This is a genomic window from Flammeovirgaceae bacterium SG7u.111, from assembly GCA_034044135.1.
Taxonomy (GTDB): Bacteria; Bacteroidota; Bacteroidia; order Cytophagales; family Flammeovirgaceae.
In genome coordinates this window covers 6,510,986-6,537,531 of the sequence record CP139021.1, presented here as the reverse complement: position 1 = coordinate 6,537,531, position 26,546 = coordinate 6,510,986, and the positions used below count along the sequence as shown (strand labels likewise).

The window sequence follows — 26,546 nt, the reverse complement described above, 5'->3', positions numbered from 1 at the left end:
CTCTGTTTTTTTAAATATTCAAAAGGAATAATATTAGTAATTCGTCATCCATGCACCGATTGCACTACTGTATATAAGGATGAACATGTTATTCGATGCATCCATAAATGTTAATGATGATAAGGAGGTTCCCGCTATATGAACTAGTTTCCCATTACCATTTAAACCTGCCGTTTGATTAGTGCTACAAAGAGTGATTCTTTGTCCGTCAACAGGGGAAGCTGGGAGTGTAGCTGTAAAAGCACCATTGATAAAAACTATCTCATCGGTTGTGGTTAAAGTAGTGTTGGCACTTATTGTTCTTACTGAACTTGTTGGGGTAGCTGTCGGAGTCTCCCAAGAAGGAGATGACCCGTTTGTAGTTAGAAATTTACCAGCCTGTCCTGTTTGTGCGGGTAGTTCAATTTCGTTAGTAACTGACCCATCCACTTCGGCAGTTAGGAATCCATTGTTTGCTACATAAGCATCTACTTGGGTTTCAGTAAGCTGAGTGTCAGTGTTATCAAGATAAGGACTCAGGTCAATAGTAGTGGCTGTGCCATTGTTGGTGATAGTCAAGTTGTTTCCCACAAGCTTCAAATCTTGAATCTCATTAGTCACCGATCCGTCCACTTCTGCGGTTAGGAATCCGTTGTTTGCTACGTAAGTATCTACTTCTGTTTCTGTAAGCTGAGTGTCAGTGTTATCAAGATAAGGGCTCAGGTCAATAGTAGTGGGCGTGCCATTGTTGGTGATGGTCAGGTTGTTCCCTACAAGCTTCAAATCTTGAATCTCATTAGTCACCGACCCGTCCATTTCTGCCGTTAGGAATCCGTTGTTTGCTACGTAAGTATCTACTTCTGTTTCTGTAAGCTGGGTGTCATCATCTCCATCACTCAATCCCGTAGGTACTCCGGTCAAACTAGAGAAGTTACCATCGAAAGAAACACTTGCTGGAACATCTGTCAAGTCATTGTAACTTACCGTGCTCCAAGCAGGACTTGTGCCATCCGTGACCAATACTTTCCCAGAGTTTCCAGTTTGTGCAGGTAGTTCAATTTCATTAGTCACCGAGCCGTCCACTTCGGCAGTTAAGAATCCATTATTTGCAACAAGAGCATCTACTTCTGCTTCTGTAAGTTGGGTGTTAGTATCATCAAGGTAAGGGCTCAGGTCAATAGTAGTAGCCGTTCCATTGTTAGTTATTGTTAGGTTGTTTCCTTCGAGTTTCAAGTCTTGGATCTCATTTGTCACCGATCCGTCCACTTCCGTAATACCACCAATTATCGACTCAGCCGTTTTGGCGTGAAGTGCATAAGGAACACTCATCAATTGGCTGGTGCCTGTTATTGTATAGCTTGTACCACCCTGAGGGTCAATTTCTGATTTAATAAAGTAAGGCCCTTTGCTCCAATCAATGGAGCTGAAAGTACCAGATATAACATTTCCACGCCCTATCTCTAGTGAGATCAGTCCATTGCTGTTAGTGGTTGGGCTTTGTGTTTCTACATATACAGCTGTACCCGAAATAGATGTTTGTAAAATACTGAATTGGATACCTACTGTTTCATTAGTGACCAGTTCGTTGTTTGCATTTCTTACTACTGCCTGATAGCTCATTTTTTCAGGAGCTTGTGCAAATGCGCTTGTGGAGATGATTGCTATTATTATTGAGATAAATAATTTCTTCATGTGTACTTATTTTTTGACGATTTTGAATGTTTTAAGGAATTGGTTATTGCTGCTTACTTTTAAAAAGTAGGTGGCATTGGGAAGGGTTTCCATAGGTATGGATGCGCTATTTTGGATTACGTTCTTGCTATCTATTAGCTTGCCTTGTAGGTTGTAGAGGTGGTAAGTGAGCTTTCTGTTGTCATAATTACCAATCTCAAGATTTAAGACGTCTATGGTAGGATTTGGATAAGCATTTAATTCAAGACGAATTCTGGTATCGTCTATTCCTAGTACAGCAGAAATTTCATAAGTATGCTGTATTCCTTGTGAAATAGAGCCATTGTTTCCATTTTGACTGGTATAAATCGCTTGCCCTATTGTATAACTTGCCTTTCCTCCTGTACCAGTTGCTTCACCCCCCGCGGCAGGAACAGCTTCTTGAGCATATAAAGAGTTTAAGCTTAGGAGGGCAAAAACAATAAATGTTATTGTGTTTTTGTGCATCATAAAGTTTTGTGTTTTATTGAGAGCATGAAAGAATATTTGTGTGCTATTTGAATAGGTAAAATTTGTTGGGATAACGGTGACTCCACTACATTTATTTTTTTTATTTCAGAATAGATGTGTTCAATCTAGTAGAGGAGGAGGTTTGGGAGCCAGCCAGTTAGGTAGGTGTCTTTTTTACGAAATTTCCGTGTTTATTAAACCAAGGCTTCGGAAAGCCAAATTTGGTTTTCCCAGCTAAAAGAAAAATATTTACTTACCTTTTGGCATAGACCTAATATGAAAAAAACAACTATCTCTATTACGTCTCCTTGTAGCGACAAGAGGTTGGGTTTTTAAGATTGTCTCTACATTATGTTACATAAGGTTGTATTACCAAAAAGAGGCTTGTAAGCCACAAACCTCAGTTTTCATTGTATGATTACATTTGTCGACTTTCTTAAGAAGCCGGGCAAGCTTGAGGCAAACTTACCGTAAAAGTAGTTCCTTGCCTTACCACGCTTTCTACCTTGATACTTCCCTTGTTCATTTCGGCAAATTCGAAGGCGAGTCTGAGTCCCAACCCTAAGCCCTTTTCTCCATTGGTTCCTCCGGTGCTTTTTTTCTCTTTGAGCAAGAAGAGAGAGTCCATTTTGTCTTGAGGGATTCCAATGCCAGTATCAATTACTTTTACAAAGACAAATTCGCCATTAGGATACCCCTTAATAGTTATTGTGCCATTCCGTAAAGTGAATTTTATGGCATTATTTACCAGATTTCTGATGATAGTCATTACAGAGTTCTTATCTGCCCAGACAGATACATCTTCTTCTATGTCTATAACCAAGTTGAGTTCTTTTGCCCTTGCCGAATCTTGAAATATCCCGATGATCTCTTCGGCGGTTGCCTTAAGGTTGATTTGCTCTGGATGGTAGGGGAACTCTCCCTGTTGGTTTATGGCCCAATCTAGGAGATTGTCGAGCAAAAAGGAGAGGTGGGTAGAAGATTTGTCTATGTTCTTCACCATAACGTCTAGTTCATCGTAGTTTTTGGTCTCCATGTACATTTTAATGAGCTCTACCAAACCGTTAATACCATTGACAGGGCTGCGGAGGTCGTGGGAAATGATGGAGAAAAAACGGTCTTTTGTATGGTTTAGCTGGTCGAGCTGATCTCGCTGGGCTGCCAGCTCTTCTTTTTGTTCAGAAAGGATTTTGTTGATTTTTATTTTTTTGTGCCCTCTTCGGTAAAAAACAATGGCAAGGGTGGATATAAGGATTGTTATGATGGTAAGAGCTACCCATAGAAGCTGCTGTATTTTCTTGTCTTTTTCTAGTATATCTACTTCAACTTGTTTTTGCGCTACCTCGTATTTCGTACGCAAGTCTGCCATTTTTCGGATATTATCCTCATTGTTCAGACTGTCACGATACGAAACATATTGTTTGTGGTACTCAAATGCTTGTTGGTAATCTCCTGCTTCACCGTACAGCTCGGATAGCTTGAGGCTAGCATCTCGTATTTGTTCTTTCAAGCCTTCCTCTACCCCTATTTTGTGGCTAAGGTGGGCATATGCAAAGGCTTTATCCCATTCCCCTCTCTCCCAATAAATATCAGACATACAAGTACTATATACGGCAATTGGATAACGATCGCCCAGTTCTTCCAAAACCGCTGTAGATTTTGCTATGTATTCTTCAGCTAATGTATGCTTGCCCTGTTCGGCATATACTAGCCCAATATTTCCGATATTATAGGCAGTTCCTAGTTTGTAATCAAGTTGTTGGTATAAATCACCTGCTTCTTGGAAGTAGAGAAGGGCAGTGTCCAATATGTGGTTGGTTCTGTACAGTTCTCCCGTATTCATCAAGCTCCTAGCTAAGTTTTTAGCATCGTTAACTTTCCTTAAGTGAGAGATAGCTAAATTAAGGAATTTAAGAGCTGTTTCGAAGTTTCCTTCAACTTTATAAACGGTTCCAATAGCACTATAGGCTATTGCTATCCGTTTTTCATTGTGCATTTGGTTTGCATATTCTAACGCTTCAAAAAGATAATTAAGAGCTATTTGGAGATCGCCTTTTTTTCTGTATGCATGACTTAATGCTATTGAGCTTTGGTATAACCAGTATAAATTGTTTGTTTTTTTTGAAAGTTCTAGTGCTTTATGGCCATAATATATTCGCTGATCTGTATTATTATTGTTCTTACAGATTTTTAATATAATTTTTAATTTGACTGTATCGGTTAATTGTTGTTGTTTATTTTCAAAGACTGTAATCAGACTATCAGCTTTTTGCTGATTCCTTTGAGCGTATACAGAGCTTGTATACAAAAAAAGAAAGCCTATTAAAAAGGCTTTCCCCATATCATGCCACAACGAAATAAAATTAATTTCCGCTTTCATCATCATCATCATCGTCATCTTCCTCGACATCTATATCAGGGTCATCTAAATAATGTACTCCATCAATTACATAGCCTATATTATAAGATTCAGTGCCTTTTGCTGTGCTACTAACTACTCCTAGCCAAGATCCGTCTTCTTGTTTTGTAGGGTCGTACTGAAAAACATCTTGGCTATCGTTTTTCTTGCAAATATTGGTGATTTCAGTGATACCACCGCTTTCATTGGCGATTTTCCAAGTGATAGTTCCTCCAGGAGCAATTTTGGTAGTAATTGTTTGGAGACCAACATTTCCTTCTGTGTCAAACAAGACCAGACTTGTATTGCCAGGTTCTGGGTTTTTGGTAATAAAAATGGTTGCAGATTTTACAGATGCTACAGTTTTTACAGATTCCATTTGTAATATTAAGTTTATATGAGTGAATAGAAATGGAAACTCCCTAAAGATAATAAGCATAATTGGATTTTAAAGGCTTATTGTTGGATAATTTCCACAAGTATAACCAAGCATTTTATACCTTATTGTTTCTAAACACTGTATTTTTTACATGAAAATCATATTAAGTATGTGGGGGATGTTATTATTGATAATGTTACTTGACCGTAAATGCAAGTTTTGATGTGTGCAATATAGGTGAGGGGTTACTTTGTAACAATAGACTATATCACGGTTTGAGTTGTATAGACTTTTTGGATTAAAAGTTTAGGCTAAAGCCGATGTCATTTTTTCTTTCAAACGGGGCTTAAAAGCCCCGCCTATTGAGGTTTTCTCACTATCGAGAGGCTTTGTTTTGTTAATAACAACATGAATGTTAGTTTTTGGGCTAAATTATACTCGTTATTGATCTTTGGAAATAACTTTGTTGCTACACACCGTGATATAGTCTAATATATAGATTTTTTTTTGCTTGTAGCTAACAAGAGAAGTAGGCTATTCAACGAACTGATTTAAACTTTTGGCTAAAGCCTCTTTTAATTAGATCGAAAATGTACGACTAAAGGTCGCACCTATTTATAAAAAAGAGGCAGTTAACTAGGCGATGTTTCCTGTGCGGCTTTAGCGGTATTAAGCCTCGCTCACTCAAAAGAAAATAAACGACCTCTTTAAAGAGGCAGGTAGTCACTGTATTACAACTATAATCAGTGAACAAGTTTACATGACTTCAACAAGTACTTTTTTATAGATTCCTAATGTGATGTCCAAAGTATTGCTAACATTTTTTTCTATACGTCAGGTACGTATAAAAAAAGAAAGCCTATTTTATAATAGGCTTTCCCATATCACTTTCTATCTAACTTACTGTTAACCATTATCATCGTCGTCGTCATTCACTTCTATATCAGGTCCCCCGATGATAGTTTGTAGTTCCTCTTGGCTTAGTTGCCTCACCTCGTCTTTGTTGGCAGGCTGTGTGTTGGTATTCTCTGCTTTTGTTCTCATTTTACTCTTGTTTTTTAGTTGAAAGATTAATTTATTTCAAAGGGTTAATTATCATCATCGTCATCATCAGTTACTTCCATATCAGGTCCCCCGATGATGGTTTGTAGTTCCTCTTGGCTTAGTTGCCTCACCTCGTCTTTGTTGGCAGGCTGTGCGCTGGTATTCTCTGCTTTTGTTCTCATTTTACTCTTGTTTTTTTAGTTGAAAGATTAATTTATTTCAAAGGGTTGATTTTTAACTATTATCATCGTCATCATCAGTTACTTCCATATCAGGTCCCCCGATGATGGTTTGTAGTTCCTCTTGGCTTAGCTGTCTTACCTCGTTTTTGTTGGCAGGCTGTGCGCTGGTATTCTCTGCTTTTGTTCTCATTTTACTCTTGTTTTTTTAGTTGAAAGATTAATTTATTTCAAAGGGTTGATTTTTAACTATTATCATCGTCGTCATCATTCACTTCTATATCAGGTCCCCCGATGATAGTTTGTAGTTCCTCTTGGCTTAGCTGCCTTACCTCGTTTTTGTTGGTAGGCTGTGTATTTGTGTTTTCTGCTTTTGTTCTCATTTTACTCTTGTTTTTTAGTTGAAAGATTTATTTATTTCAAAGGATTAATTTTTAACCGTTATCGTCGTCATCACGCACCTCAATATCAGGTCCCCCGATGATGGTTTGTAGTTCCTCTTGGCTTAGTTGCCTTACCTCATCTTTGTTGGCAGGTTGTGTGTTGGTATTCTCTGCTTTTGTTCTCATTTTACTCTTGTTTTTTAGTTGAAAGATTTTATTTATTTCACAGGGTTGATTTTTAACCATTATCATCGTCGTCATCATCAACTTCTAAATCAGGCCCCCCAATGATGGTTTGTAGTTCCTCTTGGCTTAGCTGCCTCACCTCGTTTTTGTTGGTAGGTTGTGCGTTGGAATTCTCTGCTTTTGTTCTCATTGTTTTTATATGATTTTAGGTTTAAAAAAAAGAAATTACGATTTTGTATGGCGTGAAGCAATCAGGCCATATTGGTTACTCAAATGTTGTTTTTTCTAGGAAAGCACGCAGCAAATAGCCTATGATCGGTCTTTCTTCTATCACTACAGAAGCCGTCCCTCGCATCCCTTTCCTTACTTTGTTAGCCAATTGTCCTTGGTCATGGATGTTCATCCGTACAGGGTATTTTCCAGAAGCATCGGGGCTTTCACTAGTCGACACTACCTCTGCTTTCATAGTGCCGTAGTAATAATGCGGCAGCCCTTCAAATTTTAACACTGCTAAAATGTTGTTGCCAATCAGTCCAATATCTTTTGGCTCTGCCAATGCATAAGCATAATACGATTGGGTATCGGTCTGTACTCTTACCAAAATTTGCCCAGAAGGCACTTTTATCTCACTTTCTGTGAGCAAGGTAACATGTCCATCTGCTTCGCTCAGTAGGGTTATGGCATTACCATTAATACGTGTTGCTCCATACAAGAGTGCTAGTCTATTTTTGCTCAGTTCAAGTTGTTCTTCAAGGTTGGCTTGTTTCACTGTACTGTTACTGATAAAACTTTCCAATTCCTGTTTGGTATTGGCAAGCTCATTTTGGAGTACTTCTATGCGGCTTCTCAGGGTCGCTTGTTCAATATTGTAATTTTCTTCTTCAGCAATTAGCTTGTATTTGGCCTCTTGAAGTGATTTTAGCGAAACGTCATATTCAAGTGCTGCAATTGCTCCATTTTTATATAGTTTGGTAATCCGGTTATGCTGCCCCTCTATATTTTTAACCTGATTGGTTAGGTTACCAATTTCATGTTCCGCTGAGGTTTTTAATACAGCTAGCTCTGCTCTTAGGCGGCTAAGGTTATTGTTAGTTCCTTTAATCTTTGTTTGGATCATCAACGTTTCTTGATGGTTAGCTTTCTCCTGCTGGCTTACATAAAAGTGAAGAGCGGATGCTTTTTCATTGATATCGGCAATGAGCCCCACTATCCGTGGAGAACTAATGGTTACTAACGGTTGCCCTTTTTTTATAGGCTGGGCTACTGTTACATAGGTTTGCTTCACATACAAATCTTCCTGAAACTGGATGATATTTTCCGTTCTCCCTCCCCTAAGTTCAAATGTTAGGTCCAGTTCGTTAGGAACGATAACCACACAACTAATAACGATACTTATTAATGTAATAACAATTCCATAAACAATTAGTAGTTTGGCAATTTTCTTACCAATGTTATTAAGAGGGACATCGTCTTCGTGGTAGAGGTCTTTGTATTGATGTTCTTGTAAGTTAGCCAAGGTGTTATTGGTGTTAGGCATTGTGCTAAAAGTTTATGTAAGTGTTAATAAATTGGCTGTAAATACCTTGTTTATCCATCAGAACATTATGCGATCCATATTCAGCGAGTTCACCTTTTTCTAGTACGGCAATATAATCAGCGTGTTGCAGCGTATGTAGCCGATGGGCTATTGAGATTATTGTTTTTCCTTTAAACTTTCGGAAAACATTCTGCATAATCCTATGTTCTGTTTCCACATCTAGCGCACTACTGGCCTCATCCAAAATAACCACTTCCGGATTAGAGACAAATAACCGGGCAAAAGCTATTTTGAGTTGCTGTCCTCCAGATAAATTGGCGCCATTTACCCCTATTTTTTGATTATAGCCTAGGTACAATGTTTTAATGAAATCATGAATATCGGCCATCTGAGCAGCTTCTATTACCTCTTCATCTGTAGCATTAGGGTTTCCGTACAAAATATTTTCTTTGATGGTGGCATCAAACAAGAATATATCTTGGGGTATGACCGCCACTTTTTTCCTTAGCTGGGCAGGTAGTATGTTTTTTAGGCTCACATCGTTCATGCATATTTCCCCCTCATAATGGTCATACAAGTTGCTTAGTAACTTGATCAAAGTGGTTTTACCCGACCCATTTCTACCTACTATTCCGAGGAAAGTTCCTGGTTGTATTTCAAGATTGATATTTTTTAATGTGTAATCTTTATTGCGACTGCTGTATTTAAAATTGACTTGGCGGATATCTATCCCGATGGGACCGCTAATTGAAACTTTGTTTAGCGGGGAATAATCTATAGTTTCTTCTATAAAGACATCGTTCATTCTACTTAAATTGACCGACATCTCTGTGAACAAAAACCAAAGCTGGGTAATTCGAGATAATGAGTTTATAATAGTGGTGAAAATGGTAATAAAGGCAATGTATTGTCCAATGGTAATTACCCCATTGAAAGAGAGGTATGCTCCATACCAATAGATGGCAATCTGGCACGTAAATTTAAGTGAGCTGAGTAGCGTAGTTAGTTGGATATAATTTTTTTCGGTATCCATCACCTTATTCAATGCGCTGGTGTACTGGTTTTTCCATTGCCAATAGCGAAGCTTTTCAATTCCCAGCAACCTTACCGACTGGATGCCCAGAAGAGTATCCAGAAATTGGCCCATGGTTTTTTGGTTTTCAGTGAATATTTTGTTTTCTAGGTGCCTAAGCTTGGGGCTGAAGGAAACAGTCAGAACAGTATAAAACAAGGTGAATAATACGATAATAAGCCCTAGTTGAACATTGTAGGCAAGTAGGGCCAATAGGTATGTCATGATAAATGCAAAATCTATGACTCCCTCCAAAATTGAGGGCCTCAATGCATTTCTTATTTTTAAATTGACCTGAAAGCGGTTGATAAAGTCTTCTCTTTTATGATTGTCGTAAAAAGTTTGGGTCAACTGGAGGAAGTGGTTAAAAAACTTGGAGAAGAAGTTTAGTTCAAAGGTCGATTTAAACTGAGTAATGAGCATATTTCGCCCATAAGTCAACATCACTTGGCTAGTAAGTAAAACTAACATGCCAATTAGGATTGCGTAAAGCAATTTTATATTAGCGTTTACAAGCACTTGATCGATAATAGTCTGGGTAAAGAAAGGGAGTGCTAAGCCAAGGAGTTGAAGAAAAAGTGTTGCTAGAAGTATTTGGAAAACGATTCCCTTGGTAGGAAGTAAGGAGCTCCAATAAAATTTTGAGAACAGGGTTTTCCTTTTTGTTAGGTTCGCTTCGGCTAATTCGGCAAGTTCCGTATGTTTAAATATTTCATTTGTAGGCCGTACCTCTAGGACTATACCGTTCCATTTTGCCTCAAATTCTTCTCGGGTAAGCGTGTATTTTCCAACCGCTGGGTCGGCGATCCAGACCTGCTTAGCGTTCACTTTATAAACAACTACAAAATGGTTCCCATTATAATGCGCTATACAAGGAAGGTGGAGTTTGCCCAGGTTTTCAAAATTAAGTTGAAAGCCATTGGTTTCAAAACCAAAACCTTCTGCCAATCCACTAATAGTGTATAGATCGATTCCTTCTGTATTGACTTCTGATTTTTTCGATAAAAAATTTCTTACATCATAGTACCCGTAATATTTGAATATCATGGCGAGGGAGGTCGTTCCACACTCCATAAAACCTACTTGTTTGATAAATGGGAAAGGTTTTAGCTTGTTTGCTTTCAAAAGGAAATGATTTGTTTTAGATGATACTTTTGATAAGTATGCTCCAAGTTGTTAATAGTCACTAGTTATTGTACAATTTTAAATTTTATTTTCACATAACCTAATGTACAACTTGAAAATTCAGTTGATTAAAACAATTTGTAAGGTGCTTTATGAGCCATTTGCAATAGATAATTTCTTGCTAGTAGGTGTATATATTGTGTTATTTATAACGTGTTTTGTGTATTTTATTTATATAGAAGTGTTCTTTATGAATTAGTTATGCCTTTAGCTGCCTATCAATGTTTTAATGTCTGTCTATTTAGTTTTAGTAAGGTAAGGTAAAGTGCTAAAAAATATTTTTTTGGATGTTAAATTATACCCTGAACCCAAAAGACTGGGTGACACTGTATAAAGATTCAGGTAAGTAAATTTCTTTACCTTAGGTATTGTTCAATAACCTCTGTTTTTCAAAATCCGTAACTCTGTGACCGAAGCCTTACTGACTTTTCTTTCTTCGCATGCAGTTCTAGTAGAAGAGAAAACAACGTTTTTTTATGTGTAAAACAAGTTTGTAAGTGCTTACGAGAAAACTCCCGCAAAGCAAAACCCTGAATTGGTGAATAGGATTCCTCAATATTACTTGGCTTCCTTTTTAGGGGTTAAACCTCAGTCTTTGAACAGAATTAGGAAACGAATGACAAAACGATAGATTCATTTATTAACCAAGGTCAATGAAATTGATATTTCTCAACACTTTCTTTACAAGAAAAAAACTGTAGATGAAAAAATGTGTGAACAGTTTGGGCCTTCACTATGGCTTTTGGGATAGCTGGTGGGCTGCTTTTTTTTCTGTATTGGAGGGAGAAGCCATAGAAAGTAAGGTTTAATTCACACAGTTGATCAAGGTAATTGATTTATCTCTTCAAATTATCCTTCATTTATATAGCCAAAGTTTTGGTTAATAATATTTTGTGTTTAATTTAACCTACATATAACATCAGATTAAAGACTCTCGCCTTTTAATTTCCTTTCTTTATTACACTAATGCCTTTCTGCGCATTTTGTAGGAATTGCTATGCATTGCAAGCTGGTATCTATTACCTCAAACATACTTCAAATTAGCTAGACTCTATTTATTCACTATATTTTTCTAACATGAGAATTTTACTATTAGGTGCCGTACTTATAACCATTTGGTTATTTGCCTCAGCCCATTGGTACATTTGTAACATAAAGTATTTGTGCGATGAAGAAACTACCGAAGTGGTAGAAACGCTCCCGCCCGTGCAGCCGAAAGCGGAGGAGGTTTTGCCAATGGACACCATCAAACCGAGCATTGAGCTCAAGCGTATCAATGCGAACCATGCAAATGTCCATTTTGGGGTGGATGAAATTAAGCCTTCCGACCTGTATGTGCTAGATGATTTTACCACTGAGTTGGTAGATTATTTAGTCCAAAACCCTGATGGAACGGTGACCTTGGTAGGGCATACAGATTCATCGGGAGACGCCGACTACAACTATAGGTTAGGCTTGAAAAGAGCGGAGTCCATAGGGAACTACTTCGTGCAAAGCGGATTAGATTCCACTAAAATGTCGATTTCCTCGAAGGGGGAAACAGCACCAATTGCCGACAATGAAACCCCTGAGGGGAAAGCCTTAAACAGAAGGGTAGAGGTGAAGGTGACAGGGCTAGAGCAGTAGATGTTACCTCAAAAAGAAATAAAGAAACTGAAATTTTCAACTTCATTAAATCTCAACTAAACGAATATGTTTGAAGAAATGAACCCCATGGCCAAGTCAACCGCATGGATGGAGATTACCATTATAGTGTTGGTTGCTTTTTTAATAGGATTTATCATCTCGTGGCTTTACTGGATGTGGAAGAGGAAAAGTGAACGTGAGGCATTGCTGCTTGAAATAGAAAATGCAAAAAAAGGTGCTGCTGTTACTAAAGATGACTGCTGTGCCGAGTTGGAAACCTTGAAAACTAGTTATAAAAAGCTGGAAGATGAACTGATGCTGGCAAAAGGAGAATTGGCAACCATGGCAGCAGACAAGAAAGACGATTGTTGCGCAGAATTGGAAACACTCAAAGAGGAATACAAAAAAGCGCAGAATGATTTGATTTTGGCGAAAGGGGAGTTAACTGCACTTGCTACTGCTGCCCAAAAAAGTGATGATAACTGCTGCGAAGAATTGGATAAGTTGAAAGCGGAGTACGGTATTTTGGACAAGGAACTGGAGCTTAAAAGCTTTAAACTGGAAGAGTTGCAAGGGGTTTTCCAAGTTATTTTTGACCACTTGGACAGAGGAATCACAATGAGCGATAAGGAAGGGGATTTTGTAATCTATAACAAGAAGATGGAGCGTTTGGCAGGCTACTCCAAAGAGGATGCGAACAATGCCCCCTTCTTTTTGGAATATATCTATCCCGACCCTGCTGACAGGGACTTTACCGTCCACGATATTGAGCAACTTGAAGAAGATATAGACCATCATTATGTGGACACTACTATTACCAACAAAGGAGGTGAAAAAGTGTATTTGCATGTGCGCTCCAGCGTAGTGAAATGGAACAACCGGGATTATTTCCTCAGTGCCTTCAAAGAAGATGATAAGGCTGTGGAGTAATTAAAGGTAAAATATAGTGCTACAGTAAAACCCCAAAAGGGGTTTTACTTATTTGGAATAGCTGGAACAACTCCTTTTAGATGAACATTCTCGAAAAATTAAAAGCAGACATTGAAGAGCAAAGGCTGTGGGAAAAAGATCTTACGCTCAGCCGAAATGAATACCTGAAAGTAGCGGGAAGTGTAGACACGAACATGTATTTTGTGGTGAGTGGGAGCTTGCGGATATTTGTGATGGACGAATATGAAGAACACACCATCCGCTTTGGCTACCAAGGAAGCTTTTTTGCCTCGCTCGATTCTTTTATTGGTGAACTGCCATCCGACTATTACATTCAGGCAATAAAAAAAACTGAACTGAAAGTGATGGGTAAGCGGCAGTTCATGGCATTTGTCCATTCTTCATCGGAAAACCAAGAACTTTGGAACAAGATTTTGGAGCAGATCATTTCCCAACAGCTAGAGCGGGAAAGGGATATTTTGACTTCTTCGCCCATCAAACGCTATAAAAGGGTAATGGAACGCAGCCCAAAGCTTTTCCAAGAAATCCCTCATAAGTACATAGCCTCTTACCTGCGGATGACTCCCGAAACGCTGTCAAGAATTAAAAAGTCTTGATTTGGATCAAGGAAAATGGCAGAGAACTCCCCCATCTTTGAAGAAAAAAACGATGAACATAAAAACGGAAATACTTATTGAAGATTTGATAAAAAGGACAATGCAAAACTTGAACAAAGCTGAGCAATTGTGCCAACTTTCTGTGGAAAAATTGAACTGGAAAAGCAACCCGAAAAAATGGAATGCCTTAGAGTGCATCGAGCATTTGAACATTTATGGAGCGTATTACCTACCCGAGATCAGCCTGCAAATAGCCCAAACTCCGCATAAAACTCCTGAGGCGTATTTTAAAAGTAGGTGGCTGGGGAATTATTTTGCCAACATGCTAAGCGCGAAGGAAAATGTGAAAAAGATGAAAACCTTGAAGGAAAATGATCCGATAGGCAGCAAGCTTGACAAAACCGTTATTGAGCAATTCATAGACCAGCAAAAAAGGCTGCTGGATTTACTCGGAAGGGCAAGGAAAGTAAGCCTAAACAAGACCATCACAGGGATGAGCATCACCAAATATTTAACGCTCAAGCTTGGGGATACTTTCCGTATAGTGATCTACCACAATCAGCGGCACATCGCTCAGGCATTTCAAATGCTTAGCGAGTATGAGGAATCTGCTAAAAAGCCTGAGGTGGTGTAAGCTTTTTCTACTTGTTTTGTGAAGATGTGTTCTTTTTCATCACTAAAGTTTTTTCTATTGCCTCAATTATTTCCGGTGTGTATTTACTTTTGTTTTTAAGTATATGCTCTAGTTCTTGGCTGCTTTTACTTTCATGTTTACCCGCAAAAAAAGCTATTAATTCATTGTCGGTTTCAACGAATTGCTTTTTATCAGGTTTGGGCTTATTTCTGCAACAGGAAGTAGCAGACTGGTTTTACAAGCAAGAATCCTATCGTATTTTTAGTAAATTAGAGGGTAGTAATTATGAACTTGAAAATATATGAGAAAAGAAAAGGGGAGTGTATTTCTTTTAGGAAAGCTATATCCAATATTTTGGATCGTAATTATATTGTCTTTGCAAGCCTGTAGGGAACAAGGTCAAAAGATTTCCTATACGATAGGCTTTTCACAATGCACAGGTGCCGATACTTGGCGGAGGACTATGCATGAAGATATGAAAAGGGAAATCTCATTTCATCCAAATGCAGAGCTCATTATAAAAGATGCGGAAAATAGTAGCGAAAAACAACTTGCCCAAATTGAAGAACTGCTAAAGGCAGGTATAGACCTTCTGATTATCTCTCCCAACGAGGCAGAGCCTATAACACCAATTATAGATGAAATTTTCCATCAGGGTATTCCAGTGATTGTGATTGACCGGAAAACGAGTTCTAATTTTTACACAGCTTATATAGGGGCGGATAACTATGAAATAGGGAAAATTGCTGGAAAATATATTGGTGAGCTTCTGAAAGGAAATGGTAAAATCATTGAAATATGGGGCTTACCGGGCTCTACTCCCGCTGTAGAAAGGCACAGGGGGTTTACGGAGTCGTTAAGTGAATTTCCCAATGTCGAAATTATAGAAAAAGTCGAGGGGAAATGGGAAGTAGATACGGTCCGGAATGTTTTTCCCGCCGTTCTAGAACAAATAGCAGGTGCAGATCTGATATTTGCGCATAACGATATTATGGGTTTAGGAGCGTACGATGTATGTAAGGACTACGGAAGAGAAGATGATTTTTATTTTGTGGGGATAGATGGTTTGCCTGGACCTAAGGCAGGCTTACAGTTTGTGAGCGATGGTATTTTGGATGCCACATTTTTATATCCTACCGGAGGTGAGCAGGCCATACAAATTGCCATGGATATCTTAAGTGGGAAAACTGTAAACAAAGAAAATATTCTGCAGACTACTTTAATAAATAAGGGGAACATTAAAGTAATGAAGCAACAAACAGATAGAATTCTCTCCCAGCAAAAAGACATAGTAAGGCAGGAAAATCACATCAAAAATCAGTTAGAGATCTACCAAAACCAGCAAGTACTTATGTACATCTTACTGGCAAGCCTTACTTGCTCTCTGCTTTTTGGTTTTTATATTTTGTACTCTCTAAAAGAAAAACAACAGGTCAATCGAAACCTCAAATCGAAGAATGAGGAAATTATTAACCAGAGAAACCAGATTGAGGCAATAGCAAAAGAAGCTGGAGAAGCAACACAAGCTAAGTTTAAGTTTTTTACCAACATCTCTCACGAGTTTAGAACGCCTTTAACATTGGTAATGGCTTCGGTAGAAGAGATGCAAGAGTTTACATCTTCCTATTCCAAAAAATTCAAGAAAGATTTAGACCTTATCAACCGAAATGCCGCCCGATTGCTCCGTTTGGTTAATCAGTTGATGGATTTCCGAAAAATCGAGAACAACAAAATGGATATTTGGGCTTCCAAACATGATATTGTGAAGTTTGTAAAGGATATCATGGTCGAATTTGAAAACTTGGCTACCAAGCAACAAATCGATTTTTACTTAAGCTCGAACATCAACAATCTTGAGGTATGGTTCGACTTAGGAATGCTAGATAAGGTATTATTCAACCTGCTTTCCAATGCTTTTAAGTTTACCAAGGAAGGTGGCTATATAAGGGTTGGTATTGAAGAGAAAGCTCTGGAAAACAATGTGGTCTTGGTAATAGAAGACAGCGGGAGGGGAATGTCCAAAGAACATGTAGAGCATGCATTCGATCGGTTTTATAAGGGGAATAATTATGAAACTTTCGGTATCGGTTTAGGGCTTTCTCTTTCCAAAGAAATTATAAAGCTGCATCATGGAGAAATAAGCGTGACAAGTGAAAAAGGTAAAGGCACTCGCTTTGAAGTTGCATTGCCACTTGGAAAAAACCACTTTTCTTCTAACCAGCTTTCCGATGAAGGCATCCACAATACCCAGCAAACAGGGTTAAAGCTTTTTGTAGAAACTTCTGAGCTTGTTTCTCTAAAAGAACCAGAAAAAGGCACTAAAAAGCAGAGGAGTTATTCTTTGCTCATTATTGAAGACAATGATGAACTCCGTGACTTATTAACTGATAAGCTGAAGGAGACGTATGAGGTTTTTGAAGCAGCAGATGGAAAAATAGGTCTGGATAAAGCCTATGATAAGATTCCCGATTTAATTATCTGCGATATAATGATTCCGAAAATGAATGGGCTAGCCATTACCAAAACCTTAAAGAATGATATAAGAACTTCTCATATCCCTATCATCTTGCTTACAGCCAAAAGCACAACCGAGCAAAAAATTGAAGGAGTTCAGACTGGGGCGGACGCCTACATCGTAAAACCATTCAGTATCCAGTATCTCTTGGAAAATATCCGAAATATCATCAAAACGAGGGAGTTGCTCAAAGGTAAATATTCCCATGAGTTACCTGCAACTGAAATTATAAATGCTGGGAATTCTATAGATAAAAAATTTATCAACCACTTTAAAGCGATAGTAGAAGAAAATCTGGGCAATGCCGATTATGGAGCGAACGAGATTGCAGAAGAGTTGGGGCTTTCTAGGGTACAACTTTATAGAAAAATAACAGCCTTGATGGGAGTCGGGATAAATGACTATATAAAATCGGTGAGGTTGAAGAAAGCAAGGGTTTTAATTCTGGAAAATGACATGACAATAGCTGAGGTTGCCTACCAAGTTGGCTTCTCTTCTCCTGCCTATTTCTCCACTGCCTTCAAGACCAAGTACCATGTTTCCCCTTCGGAGTTCTTGAAAAATAAGAAGCTACCCAAATCCTGATACAATTTCGAAAGTGGTGATACAAAATCTAAAAGCTTTCAGACTGAAAGGGTCTGTATTTTGTTTGTAATAGGTTGATTATAAATTAATTGTACGTAATTTTATTTTTATGGTACAAGATTGAAACATTTTGATACATGTGTAAATCGTTTCGGGTAATGCTCCAATTACCTTTGGATACGATCAAAAACATGTATGAAAATGAAAAGTGGAAAAGTATTATTATGGTCAATAACCGTAGCCCTTGGTGGCTTCTTATTTGGCTTCGACACGGCAGTAATATCAGGAGCGGAAAAAGCAATCCAAAAAGTATGGGAACTCACCGCATTCGAGCATGGGCTCACTGTTTCAATCGCTTTAATAGGCACTGTAATAGGAGCTATGCTCGGAGGAATACCTTCTGATACATTAGGAAGAAAACCAACCTTGTTTTGGATTGCGGCATTGTATTTCATTTCAGCTTTAGGCTCAGCCTTAGCTTTTGATTGGTACTCTTTTTTAGCCTTCCGGTTTTTAGGTGGGCTGGGAGTAGGCGCTTCTTCTGTTACGGCCCCCATGTATATTTCAGAAATTTCCCCCGCAAATAAAAGAGGCAAATTAGTAGCTCTTTTCCAGTTCAATATCGTTTTTGGAATCCTTATCGCTTACTTCTCCAATTATCTAATAGGTGGTGGAGGAAATGGAGTTTGGAGATGGATGTTAGGAGTAGAAGTTTTCCCTGCATTTGCATTTCTTGTTTCCATCCTTTTTGTGCCAGAAAGTCCTCGTTGGTTGATAGTGAAGAAAGGAAAAGTGGAAGAAGCAAAGCTGACGCTAGAAATCATAGATAGCGCAACTTCGGAGGAGCAAGTTCGGGCAATCTTAACTTCCAAATACCATGAAATAGCCAATCACAGAGAAAAATTCTTCTCGAAAAAATATTCACTTCCCATTACTCTAGCAGTACTATTTGCCACTTTCAACCAATTTTCAGGAATCAACGCTATTATTTACTACGCCCCCCGAATATTTGAAATGGCTGGTTTAGGGACGAAATCGGCTTTGCTTTCCTCTGCAGGCATGGGTGCCGTCAACTTCGTATTTACCCTAATCGGGCTGAACCTGATCGACAGATACGGTAGGAAAAAACTTATGTATGTAGGTTCTGTAGGGCTGATTGTGACGCTAGCTTTGGTTGCACATGCCTTTTACACTCAAACATTTGGCATAGCTGTTCCTATTTACCTATTCGCCTTCATCGCTTTTTTTGCCTTTTCGCAAGGAGCTGTTATATGGGTATTTATTTCGGAAATATTTCCCAACCAAGTGCGGGCCAAAGGGCAGTCATTGGGAAGTTTTACCCATTGGTTTTTTGCCGCCATCATTGCCTTTTCCTTCCCCTACATTGCCAGTACACTAGGAGGGGGGAATACCTTTCTTATTTTTTCTTTCATGATGGTATTGCAACTCCTTTTTGTTTGGAAACTCATGCCCGAAACCAAGGGGAAATCCCTTGAACAACTGGAGCTGGGAATTACAGAACAAGAGGAAGAGCCAGCAATAGTGGTAGGACAAAATTTTTAACCTAAAATTTTTTACGATGAAAAATAGCCTATATGGGAATATTGTATGCTTTGGTGAAGTTTTATGGGACGTTGCACCTGAAGGAAGAACGCCAGGAGGTGCCCCTATGAACGTGGCTTCCCATTTGCAAAACCTTGGTACACGTGTCTCTCTAATAAGCAGAGTAGGGCTCGATCCACTTGGAAAAGAGCTTGAAAATTATCTTAATGGCCGATTTCTTGATACCACTTTTTTGCAAGTCGATCCTTTTCATGATACCTGCAAAGTCCAAGTAATTGCCGATGATCGGCAAAATGTGAAATATGTATTTGACACGCCTTGCGCATGGGATTTCATTGAAGTAACCGAAGAAAACTTACAACTAGTGAAAGAAGCCGATGCTTTTGTTTTTGGTAGCCTAGCCAGTCGAGATGAAGTAACGCGGCAATCGCTCCTTGCTTTTTTGGAAGTATCCAAGTTCAACATTTTTGATGTGAATCTTCGCAGTCCATTTTATGAGAAGGAATTCATCCAACAGGTATTGGCAAAAGCCGATTTGGTAAAGGTCAATGACGATGAACTTTCACTTTTGTGTAGTTGGCTAGATTTTTTTGGCAAAGAAGAAGAACAGCTCCTTTTTTTACAACAACAATTCAGCATAAATACCATCTGCCTTACTCGTGGGGAAAAAGGCGCTTGGCTTTTGGAAGACGGACAAATCTACAAACAATATGGATTTCCTGTAGAGGTGGAAGATACTATTGGTGCAGGCGATGCTTTTCTGGCATCCTATATCACCAAATGGATGGAACAAAAATACCCTTATGAACGCCTTCAGTTTGCATGTGCTGTTGGTGCTGTAGTCTCTACTTTCAAGGGTGCAAACCCTCTCATCAAAGAGCAAGATATAACCGCTTTGATGAACGAGTAACCTACAAATAAGCTCTCATTAGAATCTCTTTTTAACATAAACTTTATGAAAATGAAATCAGTCTTACTTTATTTCATGCTTATGGCGCTTTCGCCTTTAGCATGGGCTCAATTTACTGTAAAAGGGGTAGTGACTGCCGATGACGGAAGCCCTATCCCAGGAGTATCTGTACTCGTAAAAGGTACTGCCAGAGGTACTGTGACCGATCTTGATGGCAACTTCGCCTTACAGGTCGATCCTTCAGCTACACTTGTTTTTTCTTATGTAGGTATGCTAGCACAAGAAGTCGAAGTTGGTAGCCAAACTGAGATTAATATCTCTTTGGTAGAAGATATTTCCCAACTAGAAGAGGTTGTGGTAACAGGCTATACAGCAGAACGGCAGGTAGATGTGACAGGAGCGGTTGCCGTGGTAGACTTAAAGCCTATCAAAAATAATTCTTCGGGCAATCCTATGCAAGCGTTGCAAGGGCAAGTAGCAGGACTATTGGTTGAAAAAACGGGTACACCAACAGGAGGAAATAGTCGAATACTTATCAGGGGTGTCAATACCTTGGGCAACAACGATCCTCTGTATGTAATTGATGGTGTTCCTACCAAAAGGTCTGAGGTTTTCCAAAGTTTAAGCCCGAGTACCATCCAGTCGGTTCAAGTACTAAAAGATGCCTCAGCCGCTTCTATTTATGGTTCAAGGGCTTCTAATGGAGTGATTGTCGTTACCACCAAAGATGGGATTTCGAAAAGCGGTGACAAAGTTAGTGTTGCATTCAACTCTACCTTTTCCATCCAAAACACAAAAGCCCAACGTTTGGATATGTTGAACGCAGAAGACAGAGGTAGGGCGCTTTGGCAAGGTTCGGTTAATGATGGTACGGATCCAGCAGAGCATTCAGCTATATACACTTATGATTGGAATAACGATTTCAACAACCCTGTCCTAAATAGCGTTACGGTACAACCATTTGTAGGGGGCGATCCGAATGTGCCTGTTGGAGATACCGATTGGCAAGATGCAACTTATGAAACAGGGTATGTGACTGCCAATGACCTGACCCTAACAGCGGGAAACGATAAAAGTGGTTTGTTGATTAACCTAGGTTATGTAAACAACTCGGGTGTGTTGGTGCATACGGGTTATGAAAGGTATAGTGCTCGTATCAATGCTAACACCAAGTTTCTAGATGACAAAGTGAAAATTGGAGTCAACTCTCAGTTTGTGACCTCTAATGAAACATTGGAGTCCAATGACTTGGGAGGAGCTCCAGTTCCATTCCTTGCGATCACACTTGCCCCAACTATCCCTGTATATACTGCCGATGGAGAATTTGCTGGGCCAGTTGGGGCGGGCTATTCTGATAGGAACAATCCAGCGCACATGCAATATATCAACCGTTGGGATAATACCAACCGTAAATCTCTTTTTGCAAATGCATATGTACAGATAGAACCTATTGAAAACTTAATTTTTAAGTCAAATATAGGTATTGACTATTCCAATGTTTCCATGAAAGACATCAACGTCACTTTTCAAGAAGGTTTTTTGGGTAGGGATGTAAATAGCCTTAACCGCACTAATAGTGACTTTCTGGGTTTAACTTGGTCAAATACATTGCAGTACGAAGTAGAGCTGGGAAGAAGTAGGATTAACGTATTGGCGGGTGTAGAAGCTATTTGGAATGACTCTGAAGAATTTGGTGCCTACCGAGAAGGTTTTGCTCAACAAACAGAAGATTTCTTTTACATAAGTTCAGGTACAGGGAGAAATACTAATTTTGGTAGGGCAACAGGCAGCAGGTTGCTGGCTCAATTTGGTAAGGTTAATTATATTTTTGATGATAAGTACCTTGCTTCCGTGACCCTACGTAGAGATGGTTCTTCTCGATTTGGAGAGGATAATAAATATGGTTTCTTCCCTGCGGCCACGGTAGGTTGGAGGGTGATCAATGAGCCATTTATGCAAAACATGACCGCGGTTTCTAACCTGAAGCTCAGGGCAGGTGTAGGTAGAGTAGGTAACCAAGAAATAGGAGACGTAGCAAGGTTAGGTTTGTACGAGCCTAGGTATGGCACTCGCTTTAACAATGGTGTAGACTTCCCAGGGCAGTGGCTCAATGTAGGTACTGCTTATGATTTGGGAGGAGTAAACTCAGGAAGCCTCCCCTCTGGCTTTGTTTCTGTGCAGGGTGCAAACTCTGATCTGAAATGGGAAACCACCGAAGAGGTGAATGTAGGTGTTGAATTTGGTTTTTGGAACGATAAATTGATTGGGTCTTTTGATTATTTTACTAGGGAAACCTATGATATTTTGTTACAACCACCATTGGCATCTGCCGTTGGTGAAGGAAAAATAAAATGGGTAAACGGTGCCACCAAGACCAATAAAGGTTGGGAATTTGTTTTGAATTATCGCAATACATTAGACAATGGTATTAGCTACGGAATAAATGGAAATCTCAGCAGGTATCGCGATAAAATCACTCAGCTTCCTGAAGAAGTAAGAACTGCATTTCCTGGAAATTCCGAGAAAACAATCTTAGGCCAGTCCGAGCTTTCCATCTTTGGTTACAAAACCGATGGCCTATTCCAAAATCAGGCAGAGGTTGATGCCCATGCTGAACAAGTGGGAGCAGGAGTTGGGCGAATCAAATATGTGGATTTGAATAACGATGGAGTGATCAATGCTCTTGACCAAGATTATTTGGGAACTACGTTACCTGGATTTGAATACGGTATAAGGATAGACCTTGCTTACAAAAACTTTGATTTTTCTGTCTTCGGGTCAGGTGTTGGGGGCAGATCTGGTTTCGAACCATACATCTTCTGGAATAACTTTTTGAGGGTAAGGGAAAATATGGGCTCTGGAGTGTTGGATGCGTGGACTCCGCAAAATATGGACTCGGATATACCTATGCTTACGCTAGTGGATGTCAATAATGAAACCCGTACTTCTGACTATTTCAATATCAACACTTCCTATTTCAAATTGAGGAATATTCAGTTAGGATATAGCTTCCCAACAAACATGCTTCAACCTATACATTTGGAGAGTTTGAGGGTATTTGTGATGGGTGAAAATTTGATGTGGATCAAAAGCAAAGATTACCAAGGGGCTGATCCTGAAGTCTCCAATTTTGATCTGATACCTGTGCCTACTTCTTTCACTTTTGGAGTAAATGCAGTATTCAATTAATCTAGTTTCATTCCCGATCAAACACCCCGATGTTTAATTTCAAAAAGAAATAATAATGAAAACATATATATATTCCTCGCTCATAACTTTAAGCTTTTTGTTTGTGACTTCTTGTGAGAAACATCTTGATTTTCAGCCAAAAGGCTCGCTTACGTCAAGTGATGTTTCTACCCCTGAAAATATTGATGGTTTGGTAACTGCAGCCTATGCAAGTACGGGCAATGACTTTTGGAATGGCTCTATCACCAGCATGTGGATGTATGGAAGTGTTCGTTCCGACGATGCTTATAAAGGAGGGGGCAGTGTTGATGATGTTGGGGTACTTAACCAGTACGAACAATATAACCTGACACAAGCCTCTCAGTCTGACCCAATTTTGGCGCCAACTACTTGGGAAAATTTTTACAAAGCTATTTCAAGAGCCAATTATGCCTTGTCAGTTTTAAATGAGGTTTCTGACAATGACTTCTCAAAAAAGGTTGTTCGCCAAGGAGAAATGCGTTTTTTGAGAGGGCACAGCCATTTTATGTTAAAAATGCTTTTCAAAAAAATCTCTTATATTGAAGAGACTATTTCAGATGATGAGAGAGCGCTGGTTTCCAATACAGAATATACTAATGATCAACTTTGGGATAAAATAGCCGAAGACTTCCAATTTGCAGTGGATAACCTTCCAGAAACACAGTCAGAAGTTGGTCGGGCAAATCAACTGGCAGCGAAAGCTTATTTGGCTAAGGTGAGGTTATACCAAGCGTACGAACAAGACGAATCTCATACTGTAATAGGGATCAATGCTTCACGATTGAATGAAGTAGTGAGGTTGACTAATGATGTAATCAACTCAGGTAAGTACACTCTCCAGCCTGATTTTGCCGAGAATTTTCTAGTAGGATATGACAATGGTCCTGAGTCAATTTATGCCATTCAATATTCTATTGATGACGGTACTGACATCGGGCGTTTAAGTATGTCAACGAGTTTGAATTACAGTTTGGCGCCACAATACGGCTGCTGCTGGTTTCATATCCCTAGTCAAAACATGGTCAATGCATTTAAAACAGATGATAATGGAATACCGATGTTCGATACATTCAACGAAGAGTCAATGGTTGAGCCGGAAGATTTCATGACGAATGGTGTTGATCCACGCCTAGACCATACGGTAGGTATCCAAGGTCATCCTTTCAAATACCAACCAGATGTTTTGTATGACCATAGCTGGGAAAGAGTGCCAGCATTGTATGGCGGATTTGGGAACATGAAAGAACAGCAGGCATCAGATTGCCCGTGTTTTAGTAAAGTAGGGCCATTTTATGGAAGTTCGGTCAATATTGATATCATACGCTTTGCGGACGTGTTGCTTTGGAAAGCCGAAGCTTTGATCGAACTCGGAAGACATAGTGAAGCGTTGCCGCTTATCAACCAAGTAAGGGCTAGGGCGCAGCAAAGTACCGAAAGGCTGAAATATGCTGATGGTAGCAACCCATCAAATTACCGTATTTCGGAGTATGAAGACGGGGTGAATATCAATTGGACACAAGAAAATGCCAGAATTGCTTTACAATGGGAACGGAGGTTAGAGTTTGCGATGGAGAGCCCAAGGTTTTTCGATTTGGTAAGGTGGGGAATTGCGGCCGAAACGCTAAATGGTTATCTTGAAGTGGAAAAAAAACGTAGGGCATATCTTTCTCAAGCTAGTTTTACGAAAGGTAGGGATGAATATTTCCCAATTCCTCAAAGAGAAATCGACCTTACAAAAGGGTTATATGAACAAAACCCTAATTATTAACTGACCAAATAGCCCATTATCTTGTACTGGGCTATTTTTAAGTACTTTTTTTATAAAAGAATGACGATATGAAAACTGAAAACCATTCAAGTATTTGTCTCCTTATTATGCTTTTGGGCATTTCGCTGCTCAGTTGCGAAACACAGCAAACAGATACGGAGTCGAAAGGGCAACTCGTAGCCGAAGCTCCTAATTACCAACAACAATACCGTCCACAATACCATTTTTCCCCTCCCCAGCAGTGGATGAACGATCCTAATGGCATGGTGTATTACGAAGGGGAATACCATCTTTTTTATCAGCATTATCCCGACAGCAATGTATGGGGACCGATGCACTGGGGGCATGTAGTGAGCCCCGATATGGTAAACTGGGAGAATTTGCCCATTGCGCTTTACCCCGATGACCTTGGGATGATCTTCTCTGGATCTGCCGTAGTCGACTGGAAAAACACCTCAGGTTTTGGGACAGAAACCAATCCTCCGTTGGTGGCTATTTTTACCTATCATGACATGGAAAAAGAAAAAGCCGGTGTTGTTGAGCACCAGACGCAGGGCATTGCTTATTCAACCGATAAAGGGCGAAGCTGGGCCAAATACGAAGGAAATCCTGTGTTAAAAAACCCGGGTATTTGGGATTTTAGAGATCCAAAAGTAAGGTGGTACGAGCCTCAGCAGAAATGGATCATGACTTTGGCGGTGAAAGATCATATTAGTTTTTATTCTTCCCCTGACCTGAAGAATTGGACGTTGGAAAGCGATTTTGGAAACAACATTGGTGCTCACGGTGGCGTGTGGGAATGTCCCGATATGTTCCCTATGGTCGATAGCGAGGGAAATGAAAAATGGGTGACCTTCCTGAGCATAAACCCGGGCGGCCCACAAGGCGGTTCGGCTACCCAATATTTTGTGGGAGACTTTGATGGCAAAACTTTTACTCCTGCCGATACCGTTATTCGCTGGATAGATTACGGTGCGGATAATTATGCCGGCGTAACTTGGTCGGATATCCCCGAGGAAGATGGAAGGCGGCTATTTTTAGGCTGGCTATCAAACTGGCAATATGCCAACATTGTTCCCACCTACGACTGGCGAAGTGCGATGACCATTCCTAGGACACTCAACCTTACAGTTGATAATTACTTACTTCAAAAACCTGTGAAAGAACTGGGCAATATCATGCGGTCTGCTCAATTAATTGAAGATTTTGAATTTGCAGGAATAGACACGGTAGATGGGTTGGAGTTGGCAGAAACCGCGCATTTCTTTTTTAATGCAAGCATGGGTGATGCTCGCCGCCTAGAAATGATAATGGGAAATGAAAAGGAACGCTTCAAGTTGATCGTAGACCTGGATTCGCAGCAGTTGATCACCGATAGAAGCCAATCTGGGCTAGTAGATTTTCATCCTGCTTTTGCTGATATACACCAGCTAGACTTGAAAGAAGGTTTCGAGTTGCAAAATATTGAAGTATTTATAGATGCTGCTTCGGTGGAGATCTTTATCAACGATGGGAGGTATGTTTTTACAGAATTGATCTTTCCCGAAAGTCCATATACCCAAGTATCTTTTAAAGCCGATAGCGAAGTGAAAATAAACGGATTTTCCTATAATGAAGTGAATTCTATTTGGGAAAAAGTGGAGTAGCCTACTGGAAAGTATTTTT

General features: G+C 39.5%; 22 protein-coding genes. 10 read left to right on the top strand and 12 right to left on the bottom strand.

The features are described from left to right. Window positions 1-33 precede the first annotated feature (33 nt). The 12 genes from R9C00_25315 to R9C00_25260 all read right to left on the bottom strand — a co-directional run bounded on the left by R9C00_25315 (window position 34) and on the right by R9C00_25260 (window position 10,463). On the bottom strand, window positions 34-1,671 hold the full coding sequence (locus R9C00_25315; protein WPO35016.1) for a hypothetical protein: 1,638 nt from the start codon (window positions 1,669-1,671) through the stop codon (window positions 34-36). Between the two features lie 6 nt (window positions 1,672-1,677). After that, entirely contained in the window at window positions 1,678-2,160 is a 483-nt protein-coding gene (locus R9C00_25310) for a T9SS type A sorting domain-containing protein (GenBank protein WPO35015.1), read from the bottom strand. A 436-nt stretch (window positions 2,161-2,596) separates the two neighbouring features. Next, window positions 2,597-4,501 carry a tetratricopeptide repeat-containing sensor histidine kinase gene (locus R9C00_25305; protein WPO38794.1) on the bottom strand — a complete coding sequence of 635 codons (1,905 nt, stop codon included), beginning with the start codon at window positions 4,499-4,501 and terminating at the stop codon, window positions 2,597-2,599. Window positions 4,502-4,523: 22 nt separating this feature from the next. Next, window positions 4,524-4,937 carry a hypothetical protein gene (locus tag R9C00_25300; protein ID WPO35014.1) on the bottom strand — a complete coding sequence of 138 codons (414 nt, stop codon included), beginning with the start codon at window positions 4,935-4,937 and terminating at the stop codon, window positions 4,524-4,526. Window positions 4,938-5,843: 906 nt separating this feature from the next. Beyond that, on the bottom strand, window positions 5,844-5,981 hold the full coding sequence (locus tag R9C00_25295) for a bacteriocin (protein ID WPO35013.1): 138 nt from the start codon (window positions 5,979-5,981) through the stop codon (window positions 5,844-5,846). Window positions 5,982-6,025: 44 nt separating this feature from the next. Then, the gene (locus R9C00_25290; protein ID WPO35012.1) at window positions 6,026-6,163 is read right to left on the bottom strand and encodes a bacteriocin; all 138 of its coding nucleotides are present in this window, start codon (window positions 6,161-6,163) and stop codon (window positions 6,026-6,028) included. Between the two features lie 52 nt (window positions 6,164-6,215). Next, window positions 6,216-6,353 carry a bacteriocin gene (locus R9C00_25285; GenBank protein ID WPO35011.1) on the bottom strand — a complete coding sequence of 46 codons (138 nt, stop codon included), beginning with the start codon at window positions 6,351-6,353 and terminating at the stop codon, window positions 6,216-6,218. Between the two features lie 52 nt (window positions 6,354-6,405). Further along, window positions 6,406-6,543, bottom strand: a complete 138-nt coding sequence (locus R9C00_25280; GenBank protein ID WPO35010.1) for a bacteriocin — start codon at window positions 6,541-6,543, stop codon at window positions 6,406-6,408. 51 nt (window positions 6,544-6,594) lie between these two features. Next, the gene (locus tag R9C00_25275) at window positions 6,595-6,729 is read right to left on the bottom strand and encodes a bacteriocin (GenBank protein WPO35009.1); all 135 of its coding nucleotides are present in this window, start codon (window positions 6,727-6,729) and stop codon (window positions 6,595-6,597) included. Window positions 6,730-6,781: 52 nt separating this feature from the next. Further along, window positions 6,782-6,919 (bottom strand): bacteriocin, encoded by a 138-nt coding sequence (locus R9C00_25270; GenBank protein ID WPO35008.1) that lies wholly within the window; start codon window positions 6,917-6,919, stop codon window positions 6,782-6,784. 75 nt (window positions 6,920-6,994) lie between these two features. Then, entirely contained in the window at window positions 6,995-8,266 is a 1,272-nt protein-coding gene (locus R9C00_25265) for a hypothetical protein (protein WPO35007.1), read from the bottom strand. Window positions 8,267-8,270: 4 nt separating this feature from the next. After that, the gene (locus R9C00_25260; protein ID WPO35006.1) at window positions 8,271-10,463 is read right to left on the bottom strand and encodes a peptidase domain-containing ABC transporter; all 2,193 of its coding nucleotides are present in this window, start codon (window positions 10,461-10,463) and stop codon (window positions 8,271-8,273) included. Window positions 10,464-11,600: 1,137 nt separating this feature from the next. On the opposite strand from R9C00_25260, the gene R9C00_25255 reads away from it, so the two are divergent. The 10 genes from R9C00_25255 (at window position 11,601) to R9C00_25210 (ending at window position 26,527) form a co-directional block, all read left to right on the top strand. Then, window positions 11,601-12,149 carry an OmpA family protein gene (locus R9C00_25255; protein WPO35005.1) on the top strand — a complete coding sequence of 183 codons (549 nt, stop codon included), beginning with the start codon at window positions 11,601-11,603 and terminating at the stop codon, window positions 12,147-12,149. Window positions 12,150-12,215: 66 nt separating this feature from the next. Then, window positions 12,216-13,079 carry a PAS domain S-box protein gene (locus R9C00_25250; GenBank protein ID WPO35004.1) on the top strand — a complete coding sequence of 288 codons (864 nt, stop codon included), beginning with the start codon at window positions 12,216-12,218 and terminating at the stop codon, window positions 13,077-13,079. Between the two features lie 80 nt (window positions 13,080-13,159). Further along, the gene (locus R9C00_25245; protein WPO35003.1) at window positions 13,160-13,696 is read left to right on the top strand and encodes a Crp/Fnr family transcriptional regulator; all 537 of its coding nucleotides are present in this window, start codon (window positions 13,160-13,162) and stop codon (window positions 13,694-13,696) included. Between the two features lie 52 nt (window positions 13,697-13,748). Beyond that, window positions 13,749-14,330: a DinB family protein gene (locus R9C00_25240; protein WPO35002.1), complete on the top strand. Its 582-nt coding sequence runs from the start codon at window positions 13,749-13,751 to the stop codon at window positions 14,328-14,330. Window positions 14,331-14,631: 301 nt separating this feature from the next. After that, window positions 14,632-17,430 (top strand): substrate-binding domain-containing protein, encoded by a 2,799-nt coding sequence (locus R9C00_25235; protein WPO35001.1) that lies wholly within the window; start codon window positions 14,632-14,634, stop codon window positions 17,428-17,430. A gap of 201 nt (window positions 17,431-17,631) precedes the next feature. Continuing rightward, a complete protein-coding gene (locus R9C00_25230; GenBank protein WPO38793.1) occupies window positions 17,632-18,993 on the top strand; it encodes a sugar porter family MFS transporter in 1,362 nt (453 codons plus the stop codon). A gap of 16 nt (window positions 18,994-19,009) precedes the next feature. Further along, a complete protein-coding gene (locus R9C00_25225) occupies window positions 19,010-19,903 on the top strand; it encodes a carbohydrate kinase (GenBank protein ID WPO35000.1) in 894 nt (297 codons plus the stop codon). Window positions 19,904-19,954: 51 nt separating this feature from the next. Continuing rightward, the gene (locus tag R9C00_25220) at window positions 19,955-23,092 is read left to right on the top strand and encodes a TonB-dependent receptor (protein ID WPO34999.1); all 3,138 of its coding nucleotides are present in this window, start codon (window positions 19,955-19,957) and stop codon (window positions 23,090-23,092) included. A gap of 55 nt (window positions 23,093-23,147) precedes the next feature. Continuing rightward, window positions 23,148-24,881 carry a RagB/SusD family nutrient uptake outer membrane protein gene (locus R9C00_25215; protein ID WPO34998.1) on the top strand — a complete coding sequence of 578 codons (1,734 nt, stop codon included), beginning with the start codon at window positions 23,148-23,150 and terminating at the stop codon, window positions 24,879-24,881. 68 nt (window positions 24,882-24,949) lie between these two features. Next, window positions 24,950-26,527: a glycoside hydrolase family 32 protein gene (locus R9C00_25210; GenBank protein ID WPO34997.1), complete on the top strand. Its 1,578-nt coding sequence runs from the start codon at window positions 24,950-24,952 to the stop codon at window positions 26,525-26,527. Window positions 26,528-26,546: the final 19 nt, after the last annotated feature.

What these genes read in the sequence shown, in the direction of transcription:
- R9C00_25290 (WPO35012.1), bottom strand. Translation starts at nt 6,163, where the DNA reads ATGAGAACAAAAGCAGAGAATACCAGCGCACAGCCTGCCAACAAAGAC.
- R9C00_25305 (WPO38794.1), bottom strand. Translation starts at nt 4,501, where the DNA reads ATGGGGAAAGCCTTTTTAATAGGCTTTCTTTTTTTGTATACAAGCTCT.
- R9C00_25295 (WPO35013.1), bottom strand. Translation starts at nt 5,981, where the DNA reads ATGAGAACAAAAGCAGAGAATACCAACACACAGCCTGCCAACAAAGAC.
- R9C00_25310 (WPO35015.1), bottom strand. Translation starts at nt 2,160, where the DNA reads ATGATGCACAAAAACACAATAACATTTATTGTTTTTGCCCTCCTAAGC.
- R9C00_25225 (WPO35000.1), top strand. Translation starts at nt 19,010, where the DNA reads ATGAAAAATAGCCTATATGGGAATATTGTATGCTTTGGTGAAGTTTTA.
- R9C00_25235 (WPO35001.1), top strand. Translation starts at nt 14,632, where the DNA reads ATGAGAAAAGAAAAGGGGAGTGTATTTCTTTTAGGAAAGCTATATCCA.
- R9C00_25250 (WPO35004.1), top strand. Translation starts at nt 12,216, where the DNA reads ATGTTTGAAGAAATGAACCCCATGGCCAAGTCAACCGCATGGATGGAG.
- R9C00_25215 (WPO34998.1), top strand. Translation starts at nt 23,148, where the DNA reads ATGAAAACATATATATATTCCTCGCTCATAACTTTAAGCTTTTTGTTT.
- R9C00_25270 (WPO35008.1), bottom strand. Translation starts at nt 6,919, where the DNA reads ATGAGAACAAAAGCAGAGAATTCCAACGCACAACCTACCAACAAAAAC.
- R9C00_25255 (WPO35005.1), top strand. Translation starts at nt 11,601, where the DNA reads ATGAGAATTTTACTATTAGGTGCCGTACTTATAACCATTTGGTTATTT.
- R9C00_25275 (WPO35009.1), bottom strand. Translation starts at nt 6,729, where the DNA reads ATGAGAACAAAAGCAGAGAATACCAACACACAACCTGCCAACAAAGAT.
- R9C00_25265 (WPO35007.1), bottom strand. Translation starts at nt 8,266, where the DNA reads ATGCCTAACACCAATAACACCTTGGCTAACTTACAAGAACATCAATAC.
- R9C00_25280 (WPO35010.1), bottom strand. Translation starts at nt 6,543, where the DNA reads ATGAGAACAAAAGCAGAAAACACAAATACACAGCCTACCAACAAAAAC.
- R9C00_25220 (WPO34999.1), top strand. Translation starts at nt 19,955, where the DNA reads ATGAAATCAGTCTTACTTTATTTCATGCTTATGGCGCTTTCGCCTTTA.
- R9C00_25245 (WPO35003.1), top strand. Translation starts at nt 13,160, where the DNA reads ATGAACATTCTCGAAAAATTAAAAGCAGACATTGAAGAGCAAAGGCTG.
- R9C00_25240 (WPO35002.1), top strand. Translation starts at nt 13,749, where the DNA reads ATGAACATAAAAACGGAAATACTTATTGAAGATTTGATAAAAAGGACA.
- R9C00_25315 (WPO35016.1), bottom strand. Translation starts at nt 1,671, where the DNA reads ATGAAGAAATTATTTATCTCAATAATAATAGCAATCATCTCCACAAGC.
- R9C00_25285 (WPO35011.1), bottom strand. Translation starts at nt 6,353, where the DNA reads ATGAGAACAAAAGCAGAGAATACCAGCGCACAGCCTGCCAACAAAAAC.
- R9C00_25230 (WPO38793.1), top strand. Translation starts at nt 17,632, where the DNA reads ATGAAAAGTGGAAAAGTATTATTATGGTCAATAACCGTAGCCCTTGGT.
- R9C00_25300 (WPO35014.1), bottom strand. Translation starts at nt 4,937, where the DNA reads ATGGAATCTGTAAAAACTGTAGCATCTGTAAAATCTGCAACCATTTTT.
- R9C00_25210 (WPO34997.1), top strand. Translation starts at nt 24,950, where the DNA reads ATGAAAACTGAAAACCATTCAAGTATTTGTCTCCTTATTATGCTTTTG.